Raw genomic sequence first — 17,780 nt, forward strand, 5'->3', positions numbered from 1 at the left:
GGTGGGCGTGGCGGCGGAGGCGGGCGCGGGGGCAGGGGTGGGCGTGGGAGCCGGTTCCGGGGGCCGGGTGTCGTTCGTGGGCATGGGGGCAGCGTGGGGGGCGCGGGGGAGGAGCCCTAGACTTTCGGCTCCAGGCGAATGTCCGGGAGGATCCGTGCCGTACCACCTGCACTTCGGCGAGGCGGATCCGATGCGCATCCGGTTCGCGATCTCGCCGCTGTGGGAGACGCACTCCGCCGTGCGGGTGCTCGCCCGGCCGGCGAAGCAGGGCTACCACCTGCCGTGGATGCGGCGGATCGCGAGCGCCGCGCGCGGGCTCGACCTGGGCCCGCTGCACCTCCTGATGCCGCTGCGCGGGCACAGCCCCGACTCGCTCTATCCGCCGCCGCTGGGCCCTGCCGCGTCCTTCGATGAGGAGATCGCGGCCGTGCGGGCGACGGATCCCGCGGTGGCCCTGTCCGACTTCGAGCGGGCGCTCGCCGAGACGCCGGGGGCGGCGGACACACCGGAGGGGCGGCGGATGCTCGCCGATCCGGCCGGTGCGACGGAGCGGCTCGCCGACCTCCTCGAGGCCGCGTGGGAGGCGCTGATCGCGCCCGACTGGCCCCGGCTGCGGGCGCTCCTGGAGGCGGACGTCGCGTACCACTCGCGCCGGCTCGCGGAGGGCGGGCTGGAACGGCTCCTGGCCGAGCTGCACCCGGCCTTCGACTGGGCGGCGGAGACGGCGACTCTGACGGTCGCCTATCCGGGTGAGCACGTGCGCCCGCTGGACGGGCAGGGGCTGGTGCTGATGCCGTCGGTGTTCACCTGGCCGGACGTGGTGAGCGGCTTCGATCCGCCGTGGCAGCCGACGGTGGCGTACCCGGCGCGCGGGATCGGCGGGCTGTGGTCCGGGCCGGCGGACCGCACGCCGGAGGTGCTGGCCCGGCTGCTCGGCCCGGTGCGGGCGGACGTGCTGTGCGCCCTGGAGGAGCCGATGGGGACGACGGCACTCGCTCACCTGCTCGGCAGGGCGCCCTCGTCCGTCTCCTCCCACCTCGCCGTGCTGCGGGACGCGGGACTGCTGTCCTCCCGGCGCTACGGCCATCAGGTGCTGTACGAGCGGACCCCGCTGGGGATCGCGGTGTCGCAGCCGGACGCGAAGTGACCGACATGTCACGATGACGCCGTATGTCCCGTCGCGTACCCGACCCTGGGGGGCCGGATGTCCCGCCGCACCGTCACCGCCGCCGCCCTGGCCCTCGCCTCCGCGCTGCTCCTGACCGGGTGCGGTACGGACGAGCCGCCGAAGGGGCCCGTCGGCCCGCCGTCGGCGCGCGGCGAGGCCGCTGTCCCCGCGTCGGGCTCCCCGTTCTGGGTGGACCCGGACAGCGACGCCGCCCGGCAGGTGCGCCAGTACGAGGCCCAGGGCAGGACCGAGGACGCCCGGGTGCTGAAGCGGATCGCGGACCGGCCGGTCGCGGACTGGCCGGCCGGCGACGACCCGGTGCCGGAGATCAGGCGCGCGGTCCGCGGCGCGGCGGCCGAGAACCGTACGGCCGTCTTCGCCGCGTACAACATCCCGCACCGCGACTGCGGGATGTACTCGGCGGGCGGTTCGCACGACGCGCAGGCCTACCGGAACTGGGTGGACGCCTTCGCCACGGCGATCGGGGAGGCCTCCGCGATCGTCGTCCTGGAGCCGGACGCGGTGCCGCACATCGTCGACGGCTGCACCCCCGGCCAGTACCACGACGAGCGCTACGAACTCCTCGCCGGGGCGATCGAGCGGCTGAAGCGGCAGCCCCGCACCCGGGTCTACCTGGACGCGGGCAATCCCGCGTGGATCGACGACCCGGCCAAGCTGGTGGAGCCGCTGCGCCGGGCCGGCGTGGCGCGCGCGGACGGCTTCTCCCTGAACGTCTCCAACTTCCAGCGCAACGACATCGTGAAGGGTTTCGGCACCACGCTCTCGGGGCTGCTCGGCGGCGCCCACTTCACTGTCGACACGAGCAGGAACGGCGACGGCCCCCTCCCGGGCGACGGGGCGGAGGCCTGGTGCAATCCGCCGGGCCGGTCCCTCGGCGTGCCTCCGACGGACCGGACCGGGAACGACCTGGTCGACGCCTACCTGTGGATCAAGCGCCCCGGCGACTCCGACGGCCAGTGCCGGGGCGGCCCGTCCGCCGGGACCTGGTGGCCGGAGTACGCCCTCGGCCTGGCCCGTAGGGCGAAGTCCTAGGACCTGTCACTCCACCTGGATCCACTTCGCCTCGGACGGGATGCCGTCCAGGTCGGTGACGAAGAGCATGTACCAGCCGGGCGGGACGAGGGTCCGGTCCTGCGGTACGTCGACGGTGAGGGTGATGCCGTCCTGGCCCTTCAGCAGGCCGAGCTCGATCGAGCGCTGTTCGACGTCCGTGGTGTGGGTGACGGCGCTGGGCCGCATCAGCCGGGCCTTGACGATCCGGTCCGCGTCCTTCGTCTTGAAGGTGGCGCGGCCGTTCTGGTCGAGCTCCGGCGACCCCTCCCCCAGGACGGGCCGGTCGTCGCCCGCCTTGTGGAGGTAGGGCGGGGTGAAGACCTCGATGCGCTGCTCGAAGGTGCCGAGCTTGGTGTTGTCCTCGTCGTCGAAGAGGGGGTCGGAGCCGAAGGTGGCGACCCGGCCGTCGGGGAGCAGCAGCGCCTCGGAGTGGTAGTTGCGGCCGACGGTGGGTTCGGCGGCCTCGGTGAAGGCGTTGTTCGTCGGGTCGTAGAACTGCGCCTTGAGGATGTCGCTGCCGCTGCGGCCCCGGTAGTCCTGGGAGCCGCCGGTGGTGAAGACGGAGTCGTCGGGCATCAGGACGCCGCTGAGGTAGCGGGTGCCCTGCGGGAGCGAGGGGCCGTCGGCGAAGGCGGGGCTGTCCTTCGACAGGTCGATGATGGAGGTGCGGCCGGTGGACTTGGCGGACTCGCCCACTCCGCCGCCGCCGAGCACCATGACCTTCTGGTCCTGGGCGGGCGGCAGCAGCAGGGAGGCGGAGGTCTCCAGCTGGTCGGGCTGGGTGAGGCCGCCGAGCTTGACGAAGGAGTTCTTCTCCAGGTCCCAGATGCCGGGTTCGCGGCCCTTGTCGGCCGGGCCGTAGCCGGCGTTGGAGCCGGTGTAGAGGAGCTTGCCGCCCTTGGTGAGGAAGAGGGACGGGTAGGTGGGGAAGTAGCGGAAGGGGCCCTTGGACCACTTCTTGGTCCCGGGGTCGTAGTACTCGTTGTCGCCGGGGACGACGTCGCCGACGTCGTTGAGCCCGGAGACGGCGAGGACCCTGCCGTCGGCGAGGGTGACGAGGGTCGGGTACCAGCGGGCGTCCTTCATGGGGGCGACCGGGATGTACTTCTCGGCCTTGGGGTCGAACTCGTAGGCGCCCTTGATGCCCTGGAAGTCCTGCTTCTCGGTGGTGAGCTTCTGCGCGAGGCCGTAGACGTTGTCGGCCGCCTCGCCCTTGAGGCCGACGACCTCGTACTGCGCGGCCTCGGTGGTGAGGGCCTGCGGGCCCTCCTCCCGCGCCTCGACGAAGACGCGCGCCTCGGCGGCGGTCACCTTGGTCTCCCACGGCTTCATCTGGCCGCTCTTGAAGTAGGAGATCTCGAACTCGCGCTTGGCCTTGGGGACGGTGACGTCGAACTTGGAGACGTACTCGACCCCGGACGGGGAGCGGAAGACGGTGCCCTTCTTGAGGGTGACCGCCTCGTCGGGGCTCTCGTTCTTGACCCGCATGCCGCCGCCGGCCTTCTTCACCTCGCCGTTGAGGATCTCGTAGCGGGCGGTGCCGCCGGCGACGAGCAGCCGCCCGTCGGGGAGCTGGGAGTGGCCGGAGCAGAAGAAGTCCTCGGGGGTGGGGATCTTCTTGAAGGTGTTCTTCGCCGGGTCCCAGAGGACGGACTCGAAGGTCCCGGCGTCGAAGTTCTTCTGGCTGTTGCCGGAGCCGGCGATCAGCAGCACCTTGCCGGTGTGCAGGAGCGCCGCGTGGATGGCGTTGACGCGGTGGTCGGCGGGGACGGGGACCTCGGCCCAGGAGCCGTACTCCCGCATGTACTCGGGCTGGGCGATCTTGTACGCGTGGTACTTCTCCTCCGCGAAGGAGACGGCGGCGGGAGCGTTGAGCGCCGCGAGGAGCAGGATGGCCGAGGCGCCGAGCAGGGTCTTCTTGAATTTCTTCGACGGCCGGTAGGCCATGGCTCAGTTCCCTCCGGTCGTCGTGGGAGCGGGTGCCGTGGGCGTGGGCGGGAGCGTCGTGACGGCGGGTCGGGCCTCGATCCCCTCGCGGGCGTCGGCGAGGCCGCGGGCCCGCGCGCGGGCCCGGGCGAGCGCGCGGACGCGCCGGGAGCGGCTCGCGCGCACGGCCGTGACGGTCCAGGCGGCGAGCGGCGCCAGCGCGATGACCAGGGCGAGTACGGCCCAGGTGCGCATGGCGGCGTGGGTATGGCCGAAGTGGACGGAGGCGACGAGCGAGGCGATGAGGACGGCCGCCCAGGAGAGGTGGATCCGGAAGGTGAGGACCCGGTCGGGGCTGGAGGCGCCGCCCTTGGGGGTGACGACGAAGCGGCCGCGGGTGCGGAGGATCGCCGAGCCGAGGGACTTCAGGTAGACGGGCGCGGAGACCGCGGACATCGCCATGCCGGCGAGGCCGCCGGAGCCCTCGGGTTCGTGGGGCGAGACGTTGTGCCGCCGGTTCCAGAGGTAGAGGCCGATCTGGAGGGCGACGGCGTCGCTGTAGATCATCAGCCACACCTGGGTGGAGACCTGGGTGCCGGAGGCGCCGAGCCACAGGTACAGCACGCAGCTGAGGATGCCGAGGAGCCAGTTGACGGCCGTCATCGGGTAGTAGACGAGCATCAGGGTGTAGTTGAGGAAGCGCCCCGGCGGGGTACGGAAGGGCGCCTTCCAGAACTGCTTGAGGATCGTCTCGTACGTGCCGCGGGACCAGCGGAGCTGCTGGGTGAAGAAGTCGGTCCAGGAGGCCGGTCCCTCGCCGACGGCGAGGACGTCGGGGGTGTAGACGGAGCGCCAGAAGCGGCCGGTGCGCGGGTTCTTCCTGCGGTGCAGTTCGAAGCCGGTGGCCATGTCCTCGGTGACGGAGTCACACAGGCCGCCGATCTGCTGGAGGGCGGCGATCCGCACGACGTTGTTGGTGCCGACGAACATGGGCGCGCGGTAGCGGTTCCCGGCCCGCTGGATGAGGGCGTGGAAGAGGAACTGCTGCGACTCGGCGGCCTTGGTGACGAGGTTTCCGTAGTTGCCGTAGACCTGCGGGCCGACGACGAAGGCGATGTCGGGGTCGCGGAAGTAGCCGAGCATCCGCTCCAGGAAGTTGGGGAGCGGGACGTGGTCGGTGTCCACGGAGGCGAAGAAGTCGTAGTCGTCCCCGTGCCGGGCGAGCCAGGCGTTGTAGTTGCCGTGCTTGGTCCTCGCCTTGTGGACGCCCTTCCTGCGGTTCCACTCGGGGACGCCGGCGCGGGTGAAGTGGTGGACGCCGAGTTCCTCGCAGAGGGCCTTGGCCTCGGCGGAGTCGCCCTCGTCCAGGAGCCAGATGTCGAGCGGTCCTTCGTGCCGCAGCCGCACGGCGCCTTCGAGGGTGCGGCGGACCATGGAGAGCGGCTCCTTGCCCGGGACGTACGTGGTGAGGAAGGCGACGCGGGTGCCCTTCTCGGCGTACACGGGTATCGGGTCGCGGGCGACCATGGTGGCGTGGGCGATCGAGGTGACGTTCACCAGCATGAAGAAGCAGATGAGCCCGATCGACACGAGCATCACGGTGTCGTACGGCACGCGCCAGGTGTCGTCGCCCTCGCGGACGGTCCAGTGGCTCGGCCAGACGAGGTAGGCGAGGAGCAGCGCCGACAGCAGCGGCGCGAGGCACATCAGCAGGACGGCTCGTATTCGGTGCGGCTCCTTCGAGAGCAGACTTCGGTACCGCACCCTGTAAGCGTCCGGGTCCGCCTCCGTGAGCGGGCCGGCGAGTCGGCTGTAGGTGTCGTAGTCGTAGCCTCCCGGTCGCACGGTGCCTCCAGCTGTCGTCGAACTGGTCGATATCCCATCAAAAGGGGACACCGTTCGGCGTGTCGACCGGAGTGGTCCGAGTGAGGGTTTTTACCGGGCGCGAGCGGTCTGTCGACGCAGCGTGTACGTGACGGCCTTCCGGGCGACCGGGTTCAGCTCCTCGACGGCGGCCATCAGGGCGCCGAGCTGTTCGAGTGCCGCGAAGGCCGCCTCCGCTCCGGCGGGGTCGACGCCCTCGTAGAGCCCGAGGCCGATGAACGAGGCGCCGACCGCGCGGGCGAGCCCGGCGGGGTCGGTGAACTCGGCGAGCGGCGTCCCGGCGAGGACGCGGACGAGCACCTGCTCGATCTCGGCGATCCACAGGTCGAGCCCGGCGGCGGTGGCCGGCGCGAGCCGGGGGTGCGTCTGCGCCCCGGCCAGCAGCTGCCCGAGGAAGGCGACGTGCCCGGCCTCCCGCTCCTCCTCGTGCATCTCGCGCCCGAAGGCGAGCAGCTCGGTGAGGCTGCCGACGGAGCGGAGCCGCTCGCGGTGGCGGGCGACCCGCTGCTCGGCGCCGTGCCGGCACGCGGCGGCGAGCAGCTCGTCGACGGAGCCGAAGTGGTAGAAGACCAGGGCCTGGTTGACTCCGGCCGCGGCCGCGATGGCGCGCGCGGAGGCCTTGGCGATGCCCTGCTCGACGAGGGTGCGCAGAGCGCCTTCGAGCAGCTTCTCCCGGGTCTCCTGGCTCCGGGCGTCCCGCGCCGGCGCCCCGCGGCCCTTGACGCTCCCGCCGGTGACGTCCCCGCTCATGCCCGTACCTCCTCGCGCACCGGGCGCAGCCCCGCGCGCACCCCGTGGGATCGTAGGTCCACGTACTCGGCGGCGAACGATCCCTCGTACCCGAAGATCGGCCCGAAGTACCGGTTGTCCACCCGGACGTCGATGCGGAAGCGGCCGGTGCGCTCGTCGAAGGACTCGCGCACCTCGGCCCGGCCGCCGATCAGTTCCGGCACCCGCACGTCCAACGGGCCCTCGCGGAAGCGGTGTTCGCCGGAAGTGATGAGGAGCGAGCCGTCCGGCTCGGCGGACAGGTGCAGGTCGCTGGCGAGGTGCTGGTGCGTGCCGAGGTAGTCGAGGACGCAGCCGCGCTCGGGGCTGTGGACCATGGTGGCGTCGAAGCGCCGGGGCCCGCCGGGCAGCGCGAAGGTGCGGACGAAGGTGACGGTCTCCCGGCCGTACGAGTCGGCGTACGGCACGTTCTCGATGCGGAAAGGGACGTCGCGGCCGGTGCGGGGCAGCAGGATGTTCCGCAGCCCGCCGACGGCGAGGAACGGCTTCACGAACGCCCGGCCGTGCCAGATGCGGTCCATGACGCCCCGTCCGACGCACAGTTCCCCGCTCGCGAGCCCGACCGAGAAGCGGCGCCTGAGCTCCGGGTGCAGCCGCTCGAACTCGGCGTCCCCCATGGCGGTGCGGAAGATCGAGGGCGCGGTGGAGGACACGGTCGCGGTCACGGCTGCTCCAGGGCGGCGAGGAGCCGGGGCTCCCGGGTGCGGGCGGGTGGGGTGCGCAGACAGCGCCGGGCGGCGGGGGCCCGGGACGAGGGCGGTACGAGGACGGCGACGGCCGGCCCGAGGACGGTGAGCGGGACGGCCGCGAGCGACGCGAACCCCAGCGGCAGCGAGCCGGCGGCCCACGGCACGGCCACGGCCAGCACCCGGGCGAGGAGTTCGAGCAGCCAGCGGTTCCGGGAGCGCTCCGGGGTGATGCCCCGTTCGCACCAGAGCCTCAGCCGGTCGAAGGACCAGGCCGTGGCCCACCCCATGAGGGGCCGGAAGACGAGGCGGTCGGCGGCGCGGCCGAGGAGACCCCAGCGCGGCCGGTAGTCGTAGCCGGTGAGGAAGCGGACGCCGTCGGCCGTGGGCACGTACCGCCAGTAGCCGCTGCCCTCGGCGAGCAGCGACAGCGGGTGCGGGGAGGCGAACCGGAGGGCCGAGACCCGGTCGCCGCCGGCCCGGTGGCGCTCCCCCGCGGAGACACCGGTGCCGGCGACGACCAGGAAGGGCAGCACGCGCGTCGCGTACCGGAAGCGCTGGGGTTCGTCCCCGGCGCGCGGAAGGTAGTCGATCTCCGTGAACCGCAGGTCCCACCGCTGGTGCCGGTCGGGTTCCTGCGTGCGTTCCCAGAGTGTCTCCAGGTCCACGCGCACGCGCGTCTCGATGTAGAGACCCACCATCGTTCTCCCAGCTCATCCGGCATTTTGAGCGACCGCTCAAAACTGCCCGCGAGTGAAGGTAGCCGATTTTGAGCAGTCGCTCAACCGGCGGCCACGAAGAAGCCCCCGGCCCCTTGTCGGGGCCGGGGGCTTCCCGGGTTCGCCCAGCGGACGTCAGGCGCCGAGGTGGCGCTCCACCGTCTCGACCTTCGAGGTCAGACCGTCCGTCACACCGGGCCGGATGTCGGCCTTCATGACGACCGAGACGCGCGGCGCGCGGGCCTCGACGGCGGCGACGGCGCGCTTCACGACGTCCATCACCTCGTCCCAGTCGCCCTCCACGCTCGTGAACATCGCGTCGGTGCGGTTCGGCAGACCGGACTCGCGGACGACCCGGACGGCGTCGGCGACGTACTCGCCGACGTCTTCCCCCACGCCGAGGGGGGTCACGGAGAAAGCGAGGATCACGCCTTCACCGCACCCTCGGCCGCCGCGGCCCGCGCGCGGGAGGCGATGACCGCGTCCTCGGCCTCGCGCTTGAGCTTGCGCTCGGCGTAGAAGCCGCCGAAGGGCAGCACCGAGAGGGCGAAGTAGAGGGCGGCGGTGCCGAAGCTCCACTTGGTGCGGTTCCAGGCGTCCAGCCAGAAGAGGACGTACAGGATGAACAGCACGCCGTGGACCGCGCCCATGACCGGCACCGCGTTGAAGTCCGTCGTCCGCTTGAGCACCGAGCAGACCAGCAGGAGCAGGAACGAGACGGCCTCCGGCGCGGAGACGAGCCGGAGCCGGTGGAGGGAGGAAGCGGTCTTGATGTCCACGGAGGGGGTCACCTTCGTTCGGTCTTGTGAACGGATGCACAAGGGCCCGTCCATTGTGCACGCCGACTTTGCTGTCTCTTTATCCGGGGGCCCAGTACCTTCCTGGGGTGGCAACGTTCCGACTCCAAGGCAGCAAAGTGCTCGCCGTCTCCATGACCGGCGACTCCGTCAAGGCGAAGAACGGCTCGATGGTCGCCTACGACGGCCAGATGGCGTTCAAGAAGATGAGCGGCGGCGGTGAGGGCCTGCGCGGCATGGTGACCCGCCGGCTCACGGGTGAGCAGATGGAGGTGATGGAGGTCCGCGGCCAGGGGACCTGCTGGTTCGCCGACCGGGCCTCCGAGATCAACCTCGTGTCCCTGCACGGCGACAAGCTCTGGGTCGAGGCGAGCAACCTGCTCTGCACCGACGCGGGGCTGCGCACCGGCACCACCTTCACGGGACTGCGTGGCGGCGCGACCGGCAACGGCCTCTTCACCACCACCGTCGAGGGCACCGGGCAGGCGGCGATCACGTCCGACGGCCCGGCGGTGGTGCTGCGGGTGACCCCGCAGTACCCGCTCCAGGTCGACCCCGGCGCGTACATCGCCCACCAGGGCAACCTCCAGCAGCACTTCCAGTCGGGTGTGACCTTCCGCACCCTGATGGGCGAGGGCGGCGGCGAGGCCTTCCAGATCCGCTTCGAGGGGGACGGCCTCGTGTACGTCCAGCCGAGCGAGCGGAACACGATCGGGGGCGACGTCTGATGCCGTTCCGCGAGATCAACTCGAAGATGGTCGAGGCGACCGTCATCCCCGGGCAGCGGATGTTCAGCCAGCGCGGCGCGATGCTCGCGTACCGCGGCGACGTCAGTTTCACGCCGAACATGGCGGGCGGCCAGGGCGGCCTGATGTCGATGATCGGCCGCCGGGTGGCCGGCGAGGCGACCCCGCTGATGACCGTCGAGGGCAACGGCACCGTGATGTTCGGGCACGGCGGGCACCACATCCAGGTGATCGGCCTCACCGGCGACACCCTGTACGTCGAGGCCGACCGCCTGCTCGCCTTCGACGGCACCCTGGAGCAGGGCACGATGTTCATGGGCTCGCAGGGCGGGGTCATGGGCATGGTCCGCGGCCAGGTGACCGGCCAGGGCCTCTTCACCACGACGCTCAAGGGGCACGGCTCGGTGGCCGTCATGGCCCACGGCGGCGTCATCCAGCTGCCGATCACCCCGGGCAACCCGGTCCACGTCGACCCGCAGGCGTACGTGGCCCACCACGGCGACGTGCGGAACAAGCTCTCCACCGCGCTCGGCTGGCGCGACATGGTGGGGCGCGGCTCGGGCGAGGCCTTCCAGCTGGAGCTGAGCGGCAGCGGCGCGGTGTACGTCCAGGCCTCGGAGGAGAAGCTGTGAGCACCCCTGTCATCCACGACCCGCACTCCCTGCCGTCGGACGACAACGTCAACCCGTACACCTTCTGCGTGGAGCTCAAGGGCTCCCAGTGGTTCCTGCAGAAGGGGAAGATGATCGCCTACTACGGGCGGATCGAGTTCAACGGCATCGGTCACGGCCGGCTCGACCGGCTGGTGCGGACGTCCTTCCACTCGCCGCTGCACGCGAGCGACTGGGTGGTGGCCGAGGGCAGCGGCAAGATGCTGCTGGCGGACCGGGCCTTCGACGTGAACTCGTACGACCTGGACGAGGGCAACCTGACGATCCGCTCGGGCAACCTCCTCGCCTACCAGCCCACGCTCGCGCTGAAGCAGTCGATCGTGCCGGGCTTCGTGACCCTGATCGGCACCGGCAAGTTCGTGGCCGCGTCGAACGGTCCCGTGGTCTTCATGGAACCCCCGATGCGGGTCGACCCGCAGGCCCTCGTGGGCTGGGCCGACTGCCCCTCGCCCTGTCATCATTACGACCACGGCTACATGACCGGCGTGATGGGCGGCGTACGGGCCCTGACGGGCATCGGCGGCACCTCGGGCGAGGAGCACCAGTTCGAGTTCGTCGGCGCGGGCACGGTGCTGCTCCAGTCGACGGAGCTCCTGATGGCGGAGCGGCCGATCGGCGGGCCTCCCGCGCAGGCGGGCGTGCCCGGCGGACAGGGGGCGCACGGTTCCGGCCAGGGCGTGCCCGGCTCGGTACCGCGCCTTCCCGGCCAGCTCGGTGACCTCCAGCGTCGCTTCGGTCTGTGAGCGGTAGTCTGCGGAGTGTGACGTCTTCGAACGCGCGCTCCCAGACTTCGTCAAGTTTTCAACTTCTTAGGTAGAATCCATACATGGAGACCGAGACCGCCACCCCCTGGCTCAGCGACGGCGAGCAGTGCGCCTGGCGCACCTTCCTGGACGTCCAGCGCATGCTGACGTACCAGCTGGAGAGGGACCTCCAGCCGTTCGGGCTGACGATGAACGACTACGAGATCCTGGTGAACCTCTCGGAGTCGTCGGACCGGAGGCTGCGCATGAGCGACCTCGCCGCGGCCACCCTCCAGTCGAAGAGCCGGCTCTCCCACCAGATCACCCGCATGGAGAACGCCGGCCTCGTCCGCCGCGAGAACTGCGAGTCCGACCGGCGCGGGCTCTACGCCGTCCTGACCGACGACGGCATGGAGACGATGCGCAAGGTCGCCCCGCACCACGTCGAGTCGGTGCGCAGGCACTTCATCGACCAGCTCAGCGGCGAGGCCCTCGGCGACCTCCACGAGTCCCTGAAGCCGGTCGCGGAGCAGCTGCGCGGCCGCCGCGGCAAGCCGTGACCTGACAAAGACGGGAAGGGCCCCTCCGGACGTCCGGAGGGGCCCTTCCCTTGTGACCGGGGTCAGTTTCCGGTCAGGCTCGCGATCAGCTCGTCGGAAGCCGCGTACGGGTCGAGGGTGCCCGCCACGATCCGCTCGGCGAGCGCGTCGAGGCGCCGGTCGCCGTGCAGGTCGCCGATGCGCTCGCGCAGGGCCGTGACCGCGATGGCCTCGACCTCGCCCGCGGCGCGGTCCCGGCGGCGCTCCGCGAGGACCCCGCACTCCTCCATCCAGGCGCGGTGCTTCTCCAGGGCCTCCACGACCTCGTCGATGCCCTCGCCGCGCGCCGCGACCGTCTTGACGATCGGCGGCCGCCAGTCGCCGGCGGCCCGCGCCTCGCCCAGGCCCAGCATGTGGTTGAGCTCGCGGGCGGTGGAGTCGGCGCCGTCCCGGTCGGCCTTGTTCACCACGTACACGTCGCCGATCTCCAGGATGCCCGCCTTCGCGGCCTGGATCCCGTCGCCCATGCCCGGCGCGAGGAGGACGACCGAGGTGTCGGCCTGGGAGGCGATCTCGACCTCCGACTGACCGACGCCGACCGTCTCCACCAGGATCACGTCGAAGCCGGCCGCGTCCAGGACGCGGATGGCCTGCGGGGCGGACCAGGCGAGACCGCCGAGATGGCCGCGGGTGGCCATGGAGCGGATGTAGACGCCCGGGTCGGAGGCGTGCTCCGACATCCGGACCCGGTCGCCGAGCAGCGCTCCCCCGCTGAACGGGGAGGACGGGTCGACGGCCAGGACCGCGACCCGCTTGCCCGCCCGCCGGTAGGCGGAGACCAGCGCCGACGTCGAGGTGGACTTGCCGACGCCGGGCGAGCCCGTCAGGCCCACCACGTACGCGCCGCCGGTGAGCGGCGCGAGCGCCGCCATCACCTCGCGCAGCTGCGGGGACGCCCCCTCCACGAGCGAGATCAGCCGGGCCACGGCCCGTGGCCTGCCCTCCCGTGCCTGGGTGACCAGAGCGGGGACGTCCACCATGTGCGGGCTCCTTGCCTGCCTGGAGTGACTTACTTGCCGGCGACGCGGACGATCAGCGCGTCACCCTGGCCGCCGCCACCGCAGAGGGCGGCCGCGCCGATGCCGCCGCCGCGCCGCTTGAGCTCCAGCGCGAGGTGCAGCACCACGCGGGCGCCGGACATGCCGATCGGGTGGCCGAGGGCGATCGCACCGCCGTTGACGTTCACCTTCTCGGGGGTAACGCCCAGGTCCTTCATTGACTGGACGGCGACCGCGGCGAAGGCCTCGTTGATCTCGATGAGGTCGAGGTCCTCGACGCCCAGGCCCTCCTTCTTGAGGGCGTGCAGGATCGCGTTGGACGGCTGCGACTGGAGCGAGTTGTCCGGGCCCGCGACGTTGCCGTGGGCGCCGATCTCGGCGATCCACTCCAGGCCCAGCTCCTCGGCCTTGGCCTTGCTCATCACGACGACGGCCGCGGCACCGTCGGAGATCTGCGAGGAGGTGCCGGCGGTGATGGTGCCGTCCTTCGCGAACGCCGGGCGGAGCTTGCCGAGGGACTCGGCGGTGGTCTCGGCGCGGATGCCCTCGTCCTTGGAGAAGACGACCGGCTCGCCCTTGCGCTGCGGGATCTCGACCGGGGTGATCTCGGCCTCGAAGATGCCGTTCTTCTGGGCGGCGGCGGCGCGCTGGTGCGACAGGGCGGCGATCTCGTCCTGCTCCGGGCGCTGGATGCCGAGGCGGGTGTTGTGCTTCTCCGTGGACTCGCCCATGGCGATGCCCTCGAAGGAGTCGGTGAGGCCGTCGTACGCCATGGCGTCGAGCATCTCGATCGCGCCGTACTTGAAGCCCTCGCGGGACTTCGGCAGCAGGTGCGGGGCGTTCGTCATCGACTCCTGGCCGCCGGCGACGACCACGTCGAACTCGCCCGCGCGGATGAGCTGGTCGGCGAGGGCGATCGCGTCGAGACCCGACAGACACACCTTGTTGATGGTGAGGGCGGGGACGTTCATCGGGATGCCCGCCTTGACGGCGGCCTGACGGGCGGGGATCTGGCCGGCGCCCGCCTGGAGCACCTGGCCCATGATCACGTACTGCACCTGGTCGCCGCCGATGCCGGCCCGGTCGAGGGCCGCCTTGATGGCGAAGCCGCCGAGGTCGGCGCCGGAGAAGGACTTGAGCGAGCCGAGCAGGCGACCCATGGGCGTGCGGGCGCCCGCGACGATCACTGAGGTGGTACCGGTCGTTCCAGACATGAGGCACGGCCCCTTGGGATGAGGAGTGAACGAGGGTTTACCGCCAATGTACTGAGAGGCGCGGCGCGCGGTCACCGGCGCGATGGTGTGATCGCGCGCACGTTGCGTAACCACCTTCCCGGCGGTGCACTGGAGGAATGCTGACGCGAATCGACCACATCGGGATCGCCTGTTTCGACCTGGACAAGACCGTCGAGTTCTACCGTGCCACGTACGGTTTCGAGGTCTTCCACTCCGAGGTCAACGAGGAGCAGGGTGTCCGCGAGGCCATGCTCAAGATCAACGCCACCGACGACGGCGGCGCCTCGTACCTTCAGCTCCTCGAACCGACGCGGGAGGACTCCGCGGTGGGCAAGTGGCTCGCCAAGAACGGCGAGGGCGTGCACCACATCGCCTTCGGCACGGCCGACGTCGACGGTGACGCCGACGCCATCCGCGGCAAGGGCGTACGGGTCCTCTACGACGAGCCGCGGATCGGCTCGATGGGGTCCCGGATCACCTTCCTCCACCCCAAGGACTGTCACGGCGTGCTCACGGAACTGGTCACCTCGGCCAAGCCGTCCGCTGACCGCTCCTCAGCGGAGCACTGACCTCCGGATTCCTGGCCCGGTAGAGTGGGCGACTCCGGGCCGGGGCCGGTCGGGGCTGCCCCGCGTGGCACCGAAGTCGGGATGTCGGGGTCGTCCGATCTGCCACGATTCCCCGGGGGTCCGTCCTCGTCCGTGAGGGCGGTGCTCGTTGGAGTGTTGCGACCAGGGGACGGATGGACCGCGCAGTGCGGGGCTACGAACGCCAGGAGAGCCACCGAGCTGAAGACGACCATCTCGCCAGGTTCGAAGCCGAGATGGACCGGCTGAAGACCGAGCGCGAGAAGGCCGTCCAGCACGCCGAGGACCTCGGTTACCAGGTCGAGGTCTTGCGCGCCAAGCTCCACGAGGCGCGCCGCACCATCGCGTCCAGGCCCGCGTACGACAGCGCCGACATCGGCTACCAGGCCGAGCAGCTGCTGCGGAACGCGCAGGCGCAGGCCGAGCAGCTCCGCCAGGACGCCGAGCGGGAGCTGCGCGAGGCCCGCGCCCAGACCCAGCGCATCCTCCAGGAGCACGCCGAGCACCAGGCCAGGCTCCAGGCCGAGCTCCACAACGAGGCGGTCCAGCGCCGCCAGCAGCTCGACCAGGAGCTCAGCGAGCGCCGGCAGACCGTCGAGGCGCACGTCAACGAGAACGTCGCCTGGGCCGAGCAGCTCCGCGCCCGTACGGAGTCCCAGGCCCGCCGCCTGATGGAGGAGTCCCGCGCGGAGGCCGAGCAGTCGCTCGCCACCGCCCGCGCCGAGGCCGCCCGGCTCGCCGAGGAGACCAGCCGCCGGGTCGGCGCCGAGGCGGAGTCCGCCCGCGCCGAGGCCGAGGCCATCCTGCTGCGCGCCCGCAAGGACGCCGAGCGGCTCCTGAACGCCGCCTCCAGCCAGGCGCAGGAGGCCACCAGCCACGCCGAGCAGCTCCGCTCCACGACGACCGCCGAGACCGACCAGGCCCGCCGCCAGGCGACCGAACTCTCGCGCGCCGCCGAGCAGCGCATGCAGGAGGCCGAGGAGAGGCTCCGGCTGGCCCGCGCCGAGGCCGAGAAGGCCCTCGCCGAGGCCAAGGAGGCCGCCGCCAGGCAGCTCGCCTCCGCCGAGTCGGTCAACGAGCAGCGGACCCGTACGGCCAAGACGGAGATCGCCCGGCTCGTCGGCGAGGCCACCAAGGACGCCGAAGCGCTGAAGGCGGAGGCCGAGGAGAAGCTCCGCGAGGCCACCGCCCACGCCGAGAAGCTGCTCTCGGAGGCCTCCGAGAAGGCCATGTCGGCCGCCGCCGAGGACTCCGCCGCCGCGCTCGCCAAGGCCGCCCGCACCGCCGAGGAGATCCTCACCAAGGCGTCCGACGACGCCCGGGAGACCACCCGCAAGGCCTCGGAGGAGGCCGAGCGGGTCCGCCGCGAGGCCGAGACCGAGGCGGACCGGCTGCGCGCCGAGGCAGGCGAGCAGGCCGACGAGCTGCTCGGCTCGGCGAAGGACGACACCAAGGAGTACCGCGCCAAGACGGTCGAGCTCCAGGAGGAGGCCCGCCGGCTGCGCGGCGAGGCCGAGCAGCTGCGCGCCGAGGCCATCGACGAGGGCGAGCGGATCCGCGGCGAGGCCCGGCGCGAGGCCCTCCAGCAGATCGAGGAGGCGGCCAAGACCGCCGAGGAGCTCCTCACCAAGGCCCGCACCGACGCCGAGGAGCAGCGGGCCAAGGCCGGCGCCGAGGGCGAGCGGGTCAAGTCCGAGGCCATGGAGCGCGCCCAGACGCTCCGGACCCAGGCCGAGGAGACCCTGGAGCGGACCCGCGCCGAGGCCGAGCGGCTGCGGACCGAGGCCGAGGAGCAGGCCGAGTCCGTGAAGAGCGCGGCCGAGGAGGCCGCCGCCGGGCTGCGCGCGGATGCCGAGCGGGCCGCGGAGGCCCGCCGGGCCGAGGCCGCCGAGGAGCTGACCCGGCTGCACGCCGAGGCCGAGGCCAAGGTGACGGCCGCGGGCGAGGAGCTGACCGACGCCCGCGCCGAGAGCGAGCTGATGCGGCGCGAGGCCGCGGACGAGACGGAGCGGCTGCGGACCGAGGCCGCCGAGCGCATCCGTACGCTCCGGGAGCAGGCCGAGCAGGAGGCCGAGCGGCTGCGCGCCGAGGCCGCGTCGGACGCGTCGACCACGCGTACCGAGGCCGAGAGCGCCGCGGTACGGCTCCGCACGGAGACCGAGCAGGAAGCCGAGCGCCTGAAGTCGGAGGCGCAGGAGACCGCCGACCGGGTGCGGGCCGAGGCCGCCGCCGCGGCCGAGCGGGTGGCCGCCGAGGCCGCCGAGGCGCTGGCCGCCGCGCAGGAGGAGGCCAACCGGCGCCGCCGGGAGGCCGAGTCGACCCTCGAGTCGGCCCGTTCCGAGGCGGGCCGCGAGCGCGAGCACGCCCGCGAGCAGTCCGAGGAACTCCTCGCCGCCGCCCGCAAGCGCGTCGAGGACGCGCAGGCCGAGGCGCAGCGCCTGGTCGAGGAGGCGGACGCGCGGGCGACCGAGATGGTCACCGCCGCCGAGCAGACCGCCCAGGAGGTGCGGGACTCGGTGGCCGGCCTGCGCGAGCAGGCCGACGAGGAGATCGCCGGGCTGCGCAGCGCCGCCGAGCACGCGGCCGAGCGGACCCGTACCGAGGCGCAGGAGGAGGCGGACCGGGTCCGCGCCGACGCGTACGAGGAGCGGGAGCGGGCCTCCGAGGACGCGGCCCGCACGCGGACGCGCGCCCAGGAGGAGTCGGAGGCCGCGAAGGCGCTGGCCGAGCGGACGGTCACGGACGCGCTCGCCGAGGCCGAGAAGCTGCGGACGGACACCGCCGAGTACGCGCAGCGGGTGCGGACCGAGGTGACGGATTCGCTGGCGTCGGCCGAGCAGGACGCGGCCCGCACCCGGGCCGACGCCCGGGACGACGCCAACCGGATCCGTTCGGAGGCCGCCGAGCGCGCCGAGACGGTGGTCGGCGAGGCGCGCACGGAGGCGGAGCGGATCGCTGCCGAGGCCGCCGAGCTCCGCGCGGAGGCTGAGCAGGAAGCCCAGCGCCTCCGCGCCGAGGCCGAACAGGTCAAGGCCGACGGAGAGGCGCACGCCGAGGCCCTGCGCGACGCCGCCATCGCCGACAGCGAGAAGGTCCTCGACGACGCCCGCAAGGCCGCCGACAAGCGCCGCGCCGACGCCGCCGAACAGGCCGACACC

At 72.2% G+C, this 17,780-nt stretch carries 17 protein-coding genes; 8 read left to right on the forward strand and 9 right to left on the reverse strand.

Annotated elements, in window-relative coordinates; all coding sequences use genetic code 11:
• Window positions 1-154 precede the first annotated feature (154 nt).
• Both OO54_RS39265 and OO54_RS39270 read left to right on the forward strand, forming a co-directional pair.
• Entirely contained in the window at window positions 155-1,147 is a 993-nt protein-coding gene (locus OO54_RS39265) for an ArsR/SmtB family transcription factor (RefSeq protein ID WP_033212129.1), read from the forward strand.
• A 57-nt stretch (window positions 1,148-1,204) separates the two neighbouring features.
• On the forward strand, window positions 1,205-2,221 hold the full coding sequence (locus tag OO54_RS39270; protein ID WP_033212131.1) for a glycoside hydrolase family 6 protein: 1,017 nt from the start codon (window positions 1,205-1,207) through the stop codon (window positions 2,219-2,221).
• Between the two features lie 6 nt (window positions 2,222-2,227).
• On the opposite strand, the gene glxA is transcribed toward OO54_RS39270, so the two are convergent.
• The 7 genes from glxA to OO54_RS39305 all read right to left on the reverse strand — a co-directional run bounded on the left by glxA (window position 2,228) and on the right by OO54_RS39305 (window position 9,025).
• On the reverse strand, window positions 2,228-4,189 hold the full coding sequence (glxA, locus tag OO54_RS39275; RefSeq protein ID WP_033212133.1) for a radical copper oxidase GlxA: 1,962 nt from the start codon (window positions 4,187-4,189) through the stop codon (window positions 2,228-2,230).
• Between the two features lie 3 nt (window positions 4,190-4,192).
• Entirely contained in the window at window positions 4,193-6,013 is a 1,821-nt protein-coding gene (locus tag OO54_RS39280; RefSeq protein ID WP_033212135.1) for a glycosyltransferase family 2 protein, read from the reverse strand.
• 90 nt (window positions 6,014-6,103) lie between these two features.
• Window positions 6,104-6,802, reverse strand: coding sequence for a TetR/AcrR family transcriptional regulator (locus OO54_RS39285; protein ID WP_234439278.1), 699 nt, complete (start codon window positions 6,800-6,802; stop codon window positions 6,104-6,106).
• The gene (locus OO54_RS39290; RefSeq protein ID WP_033212153.1) at window positions 6,799-7,458 is read right to left on the reverse strand and encodes a DUF4166 domain-containing protein; all 660 of its coding nucleotides are present in this window, start codon (window positions 7,456-7,458) and stop codon (window positions 6,799-6,801) included. Before OO54_RS39290 ends, OO54_RS39285 begins: the two co-directional genes overlap by 4 nt.
• Before the next feature lie 44 nt (window positions 7,459-7,502).
• Window positions 7,503-8,225, reverse strand: coding sequence for a hypothetical protein (locus tag OO54_RS39295; RefSeq protein WP_033212156.1), 723 nt, complete (start codon window positions 8,223-8,225; stop codon window positions 7,503-7,505).
• A gap of 156 nt (window positions 8,226-8,381) precedes the next feature.
• Complete coding sequence (locus OO54_RS39300) at window positions 8,382-8,675, reverse strand: MTH1187 family thiamine-binding protein (RefSeq protein ID WP_033212136.1); 294 nt, start codon at window positions 8,673-8,675, stop codon at window positions 8,382-8,384.
• The gene (locus OO54_RS39305) at window positions 8,672-9,025 is read right to left on the reverse strand and encodes a DUF3817 domain-containing protein (protein ID WP_033212159.1); all 354 of its coding nucleotides are present in this window, start codon (window positions 9,023-9,025) and stop codon (window positions 8,672-8,674) included. The genes OO54_RS39300 and OO54_RS39305 overlap by 4 nt, the downstream gene beginning before the upstream one ends.
• A 107-nt stretch (window positions 9,026-9,132) precedes the next feature.
• Here OO54_RS39305 and OO54_RS39310 point away from each other — a divergent pair, with 107 nt between their 5' ends.
• The 4 genes from OO54_RS39310 (at window position 9,133) to OO54_RS39325 (ending at window position 11,763) form a co-directional block, all read left to right on the forward strand.
• Window positions 9,133-9,771 (forward strand): AIM24 family protein, encoded by a 639-nt coding sequence (locus OO54_RS39310; RefSeq protein WP_026057632.1) that lies wholly within the window; start codon window positions 9,133-9,135, stop codon window positions 9,769-9,771.
• A complete protein-coding gene (locus tag OO54_RS39315) occupies window positions 9,771-10,421 on the forward strand; it encodes an AIM24 family protein (RefSeq protein WP_033212138.1) in 651 nt (216 codons plus the stop codon). Before OO54_RS39310 ends, OO54_RS39315 begins: the two co-directional genes overlap by 1 nt.
• Entirely contained in the window at window positions 10,418-11,203 is a 786-nt protein-coding gene (locus OO54_RS39320) for an AIM24 family protein (RefSeq protein WP_033212139.1), read from the forward strand. Before OO54_RS39315 ends, OO54_RS39320 begins: the two co-directional genes overlap by 4 nt.
• Before the next feature lie 83 nt (window positions 11,204-11,286).
• A complete protein-coding gene (locus OO54_RS39325) occupies window positions 11,287-11,763 on the forward strand; it encodes a MarR family winged helix-turn-helix transcriptional regulator (protein WP_033212141.1) in 477 nt (158 codons plus the stop codon).
• A gap of 62 nt (window positions 11,764-11,825) precedes the next feature.
• On the opposite strand, the gene meaB is transcribed toward OO54_RS39325, so the two are convergent.
• Together meaB and OO54_RS39335 are read right to left on the reverse strand one after the other, a co-directional pair.
• Window positions 11,826-12,782 (reverse strand): methylmalonyl Co-A mutase-associated GTPase MeaB, encoded by a 957-nt coding sequence (gene meaB, locus OO54_RS39330; RefSeq protein WP_033212143.1) that lies wholly within the window; start codon window positions 12,780-12,782, stop codon window positions 11,826-11,828.
• Between the two features lie 29 nt (window positions 12,783-12,811).
• Window positions 12,812-14,014: an acetyl-CoA C-acetyltransferase gene (locus OO54_RS39335; protein ID WP_033212144.1), complete on the reverse strand. Its 1,203-nt coding sequence runs from the start codon at window positions 14,012-14,014 to the stop codon at window positions 12,812-12,814.
• 137 nt (window positions 14,015-14,151) lie between these two features.
• Between OO54_RS39335 and mce the strand changes: the two genes are divergently transcribed.
• Together mce and scy are read left to right on the forward strand one after the other, a co-directional pair.
• Window positions 14,152-14,604, forward strand: coding sequence for a methylmalonyl-CoA epimerase (gene mce, locus OO54_RS39340; RefSeq protein WP_033212148.1), 453 nt, complete (start codon window positions 14,152-14,154; stop codon window positions 14,602-14,604).
• A 185-nt stretch (window positions 14,605-14,789) separates the two neighbouring features.
• The coding region (gene scy, locus OO54_RS39345) for a polarized growth protein Scy (RefSeq protein ID WP_033212150.1) at window positions 14,790-17,780 on the forward strand (2,991 nt) is incomplete at its 3' end.

Source organism: Streptomyces wedmorensis (assembly GCF_000716445.1).
In the GTDB taxonomy this organism is placed as follows: domain Bacteria; phylum Actinomycetota; class Actinomycetes; order Streptomycetales; family Streptomycetaceae; genus Streptomyces; species Streptomyces wedmorensis.

What these genes read in the sequence shown, in the direction of transcription:
- glxA (WP_033212133.1), bottom strand. Translation starts at nt 4,189, where the DNA reads ATGGCCTACCGGCCGTCGAAGAAATTCAAGAAGACCCTGCTCGGCGCC.
- OO54_RS39325 (WP_033212141.1), top strand. Translation starts at nt 11,287, where the DNA reads ATGGAGACCGAGACCGCCACCCCCTGGCTCAGCGACGGCGAGCAGTGC.
- mce (WP_033212148.1), top strand. Translation starts at nt 14,152, where the DNA reads ATGCTGACGCGAATCGACCACATCGGGATCGCCTGTTTCGACCTGGAC.
- OO54_RS39290 (WP_033212153.1), bottom strand. Translation starts at nt 7,458, where the DNA reads ATGGGGGACGCCGAGTTCGAGCGGCTGCACCCGGAGCTCAGGCGCCGC.
- OO54_RS39285 (WP_234439278.1), bottom strand. Translation starts at nt 6,802, where the DNA reads ATGAGCGGGGACGTCACCGGCGGGAGCGTCAAGGGCCGCGGGGCGCCG.
- OO54_RS39315 (WP_033212138.1), top strand. Translation starts at nt 9,771, where the DNA reads ATGCCGTTCCGCGAGATCAACTCGAAGATGGTCGAGGCGACCGTCATC.
- OO54_RS39335 (WP_033212144.1), bottom strand. Translation starts at nt 14,014, where the DNA reads ATGTCTGGAACGACCGGTACCACCTCAGTGATCGTCGCGGGCGCCCGC.
- meaB (WP_033212143.1), bottom strand. Translation starts at nt 12,782, where the DNA reads ATGGTGGACGTCCCCGCTCTGGTCACCCAGGCACGGGAGGGCAGGCCA.
- OO54_RS39270 (WP_033212131.1), top strand. Translation starts at nt 1,205, where the DNA reads ATGTCCCGCCGCACCGTCACCGCCGCCGCCCTGGCCCTCGCCTCCGCG.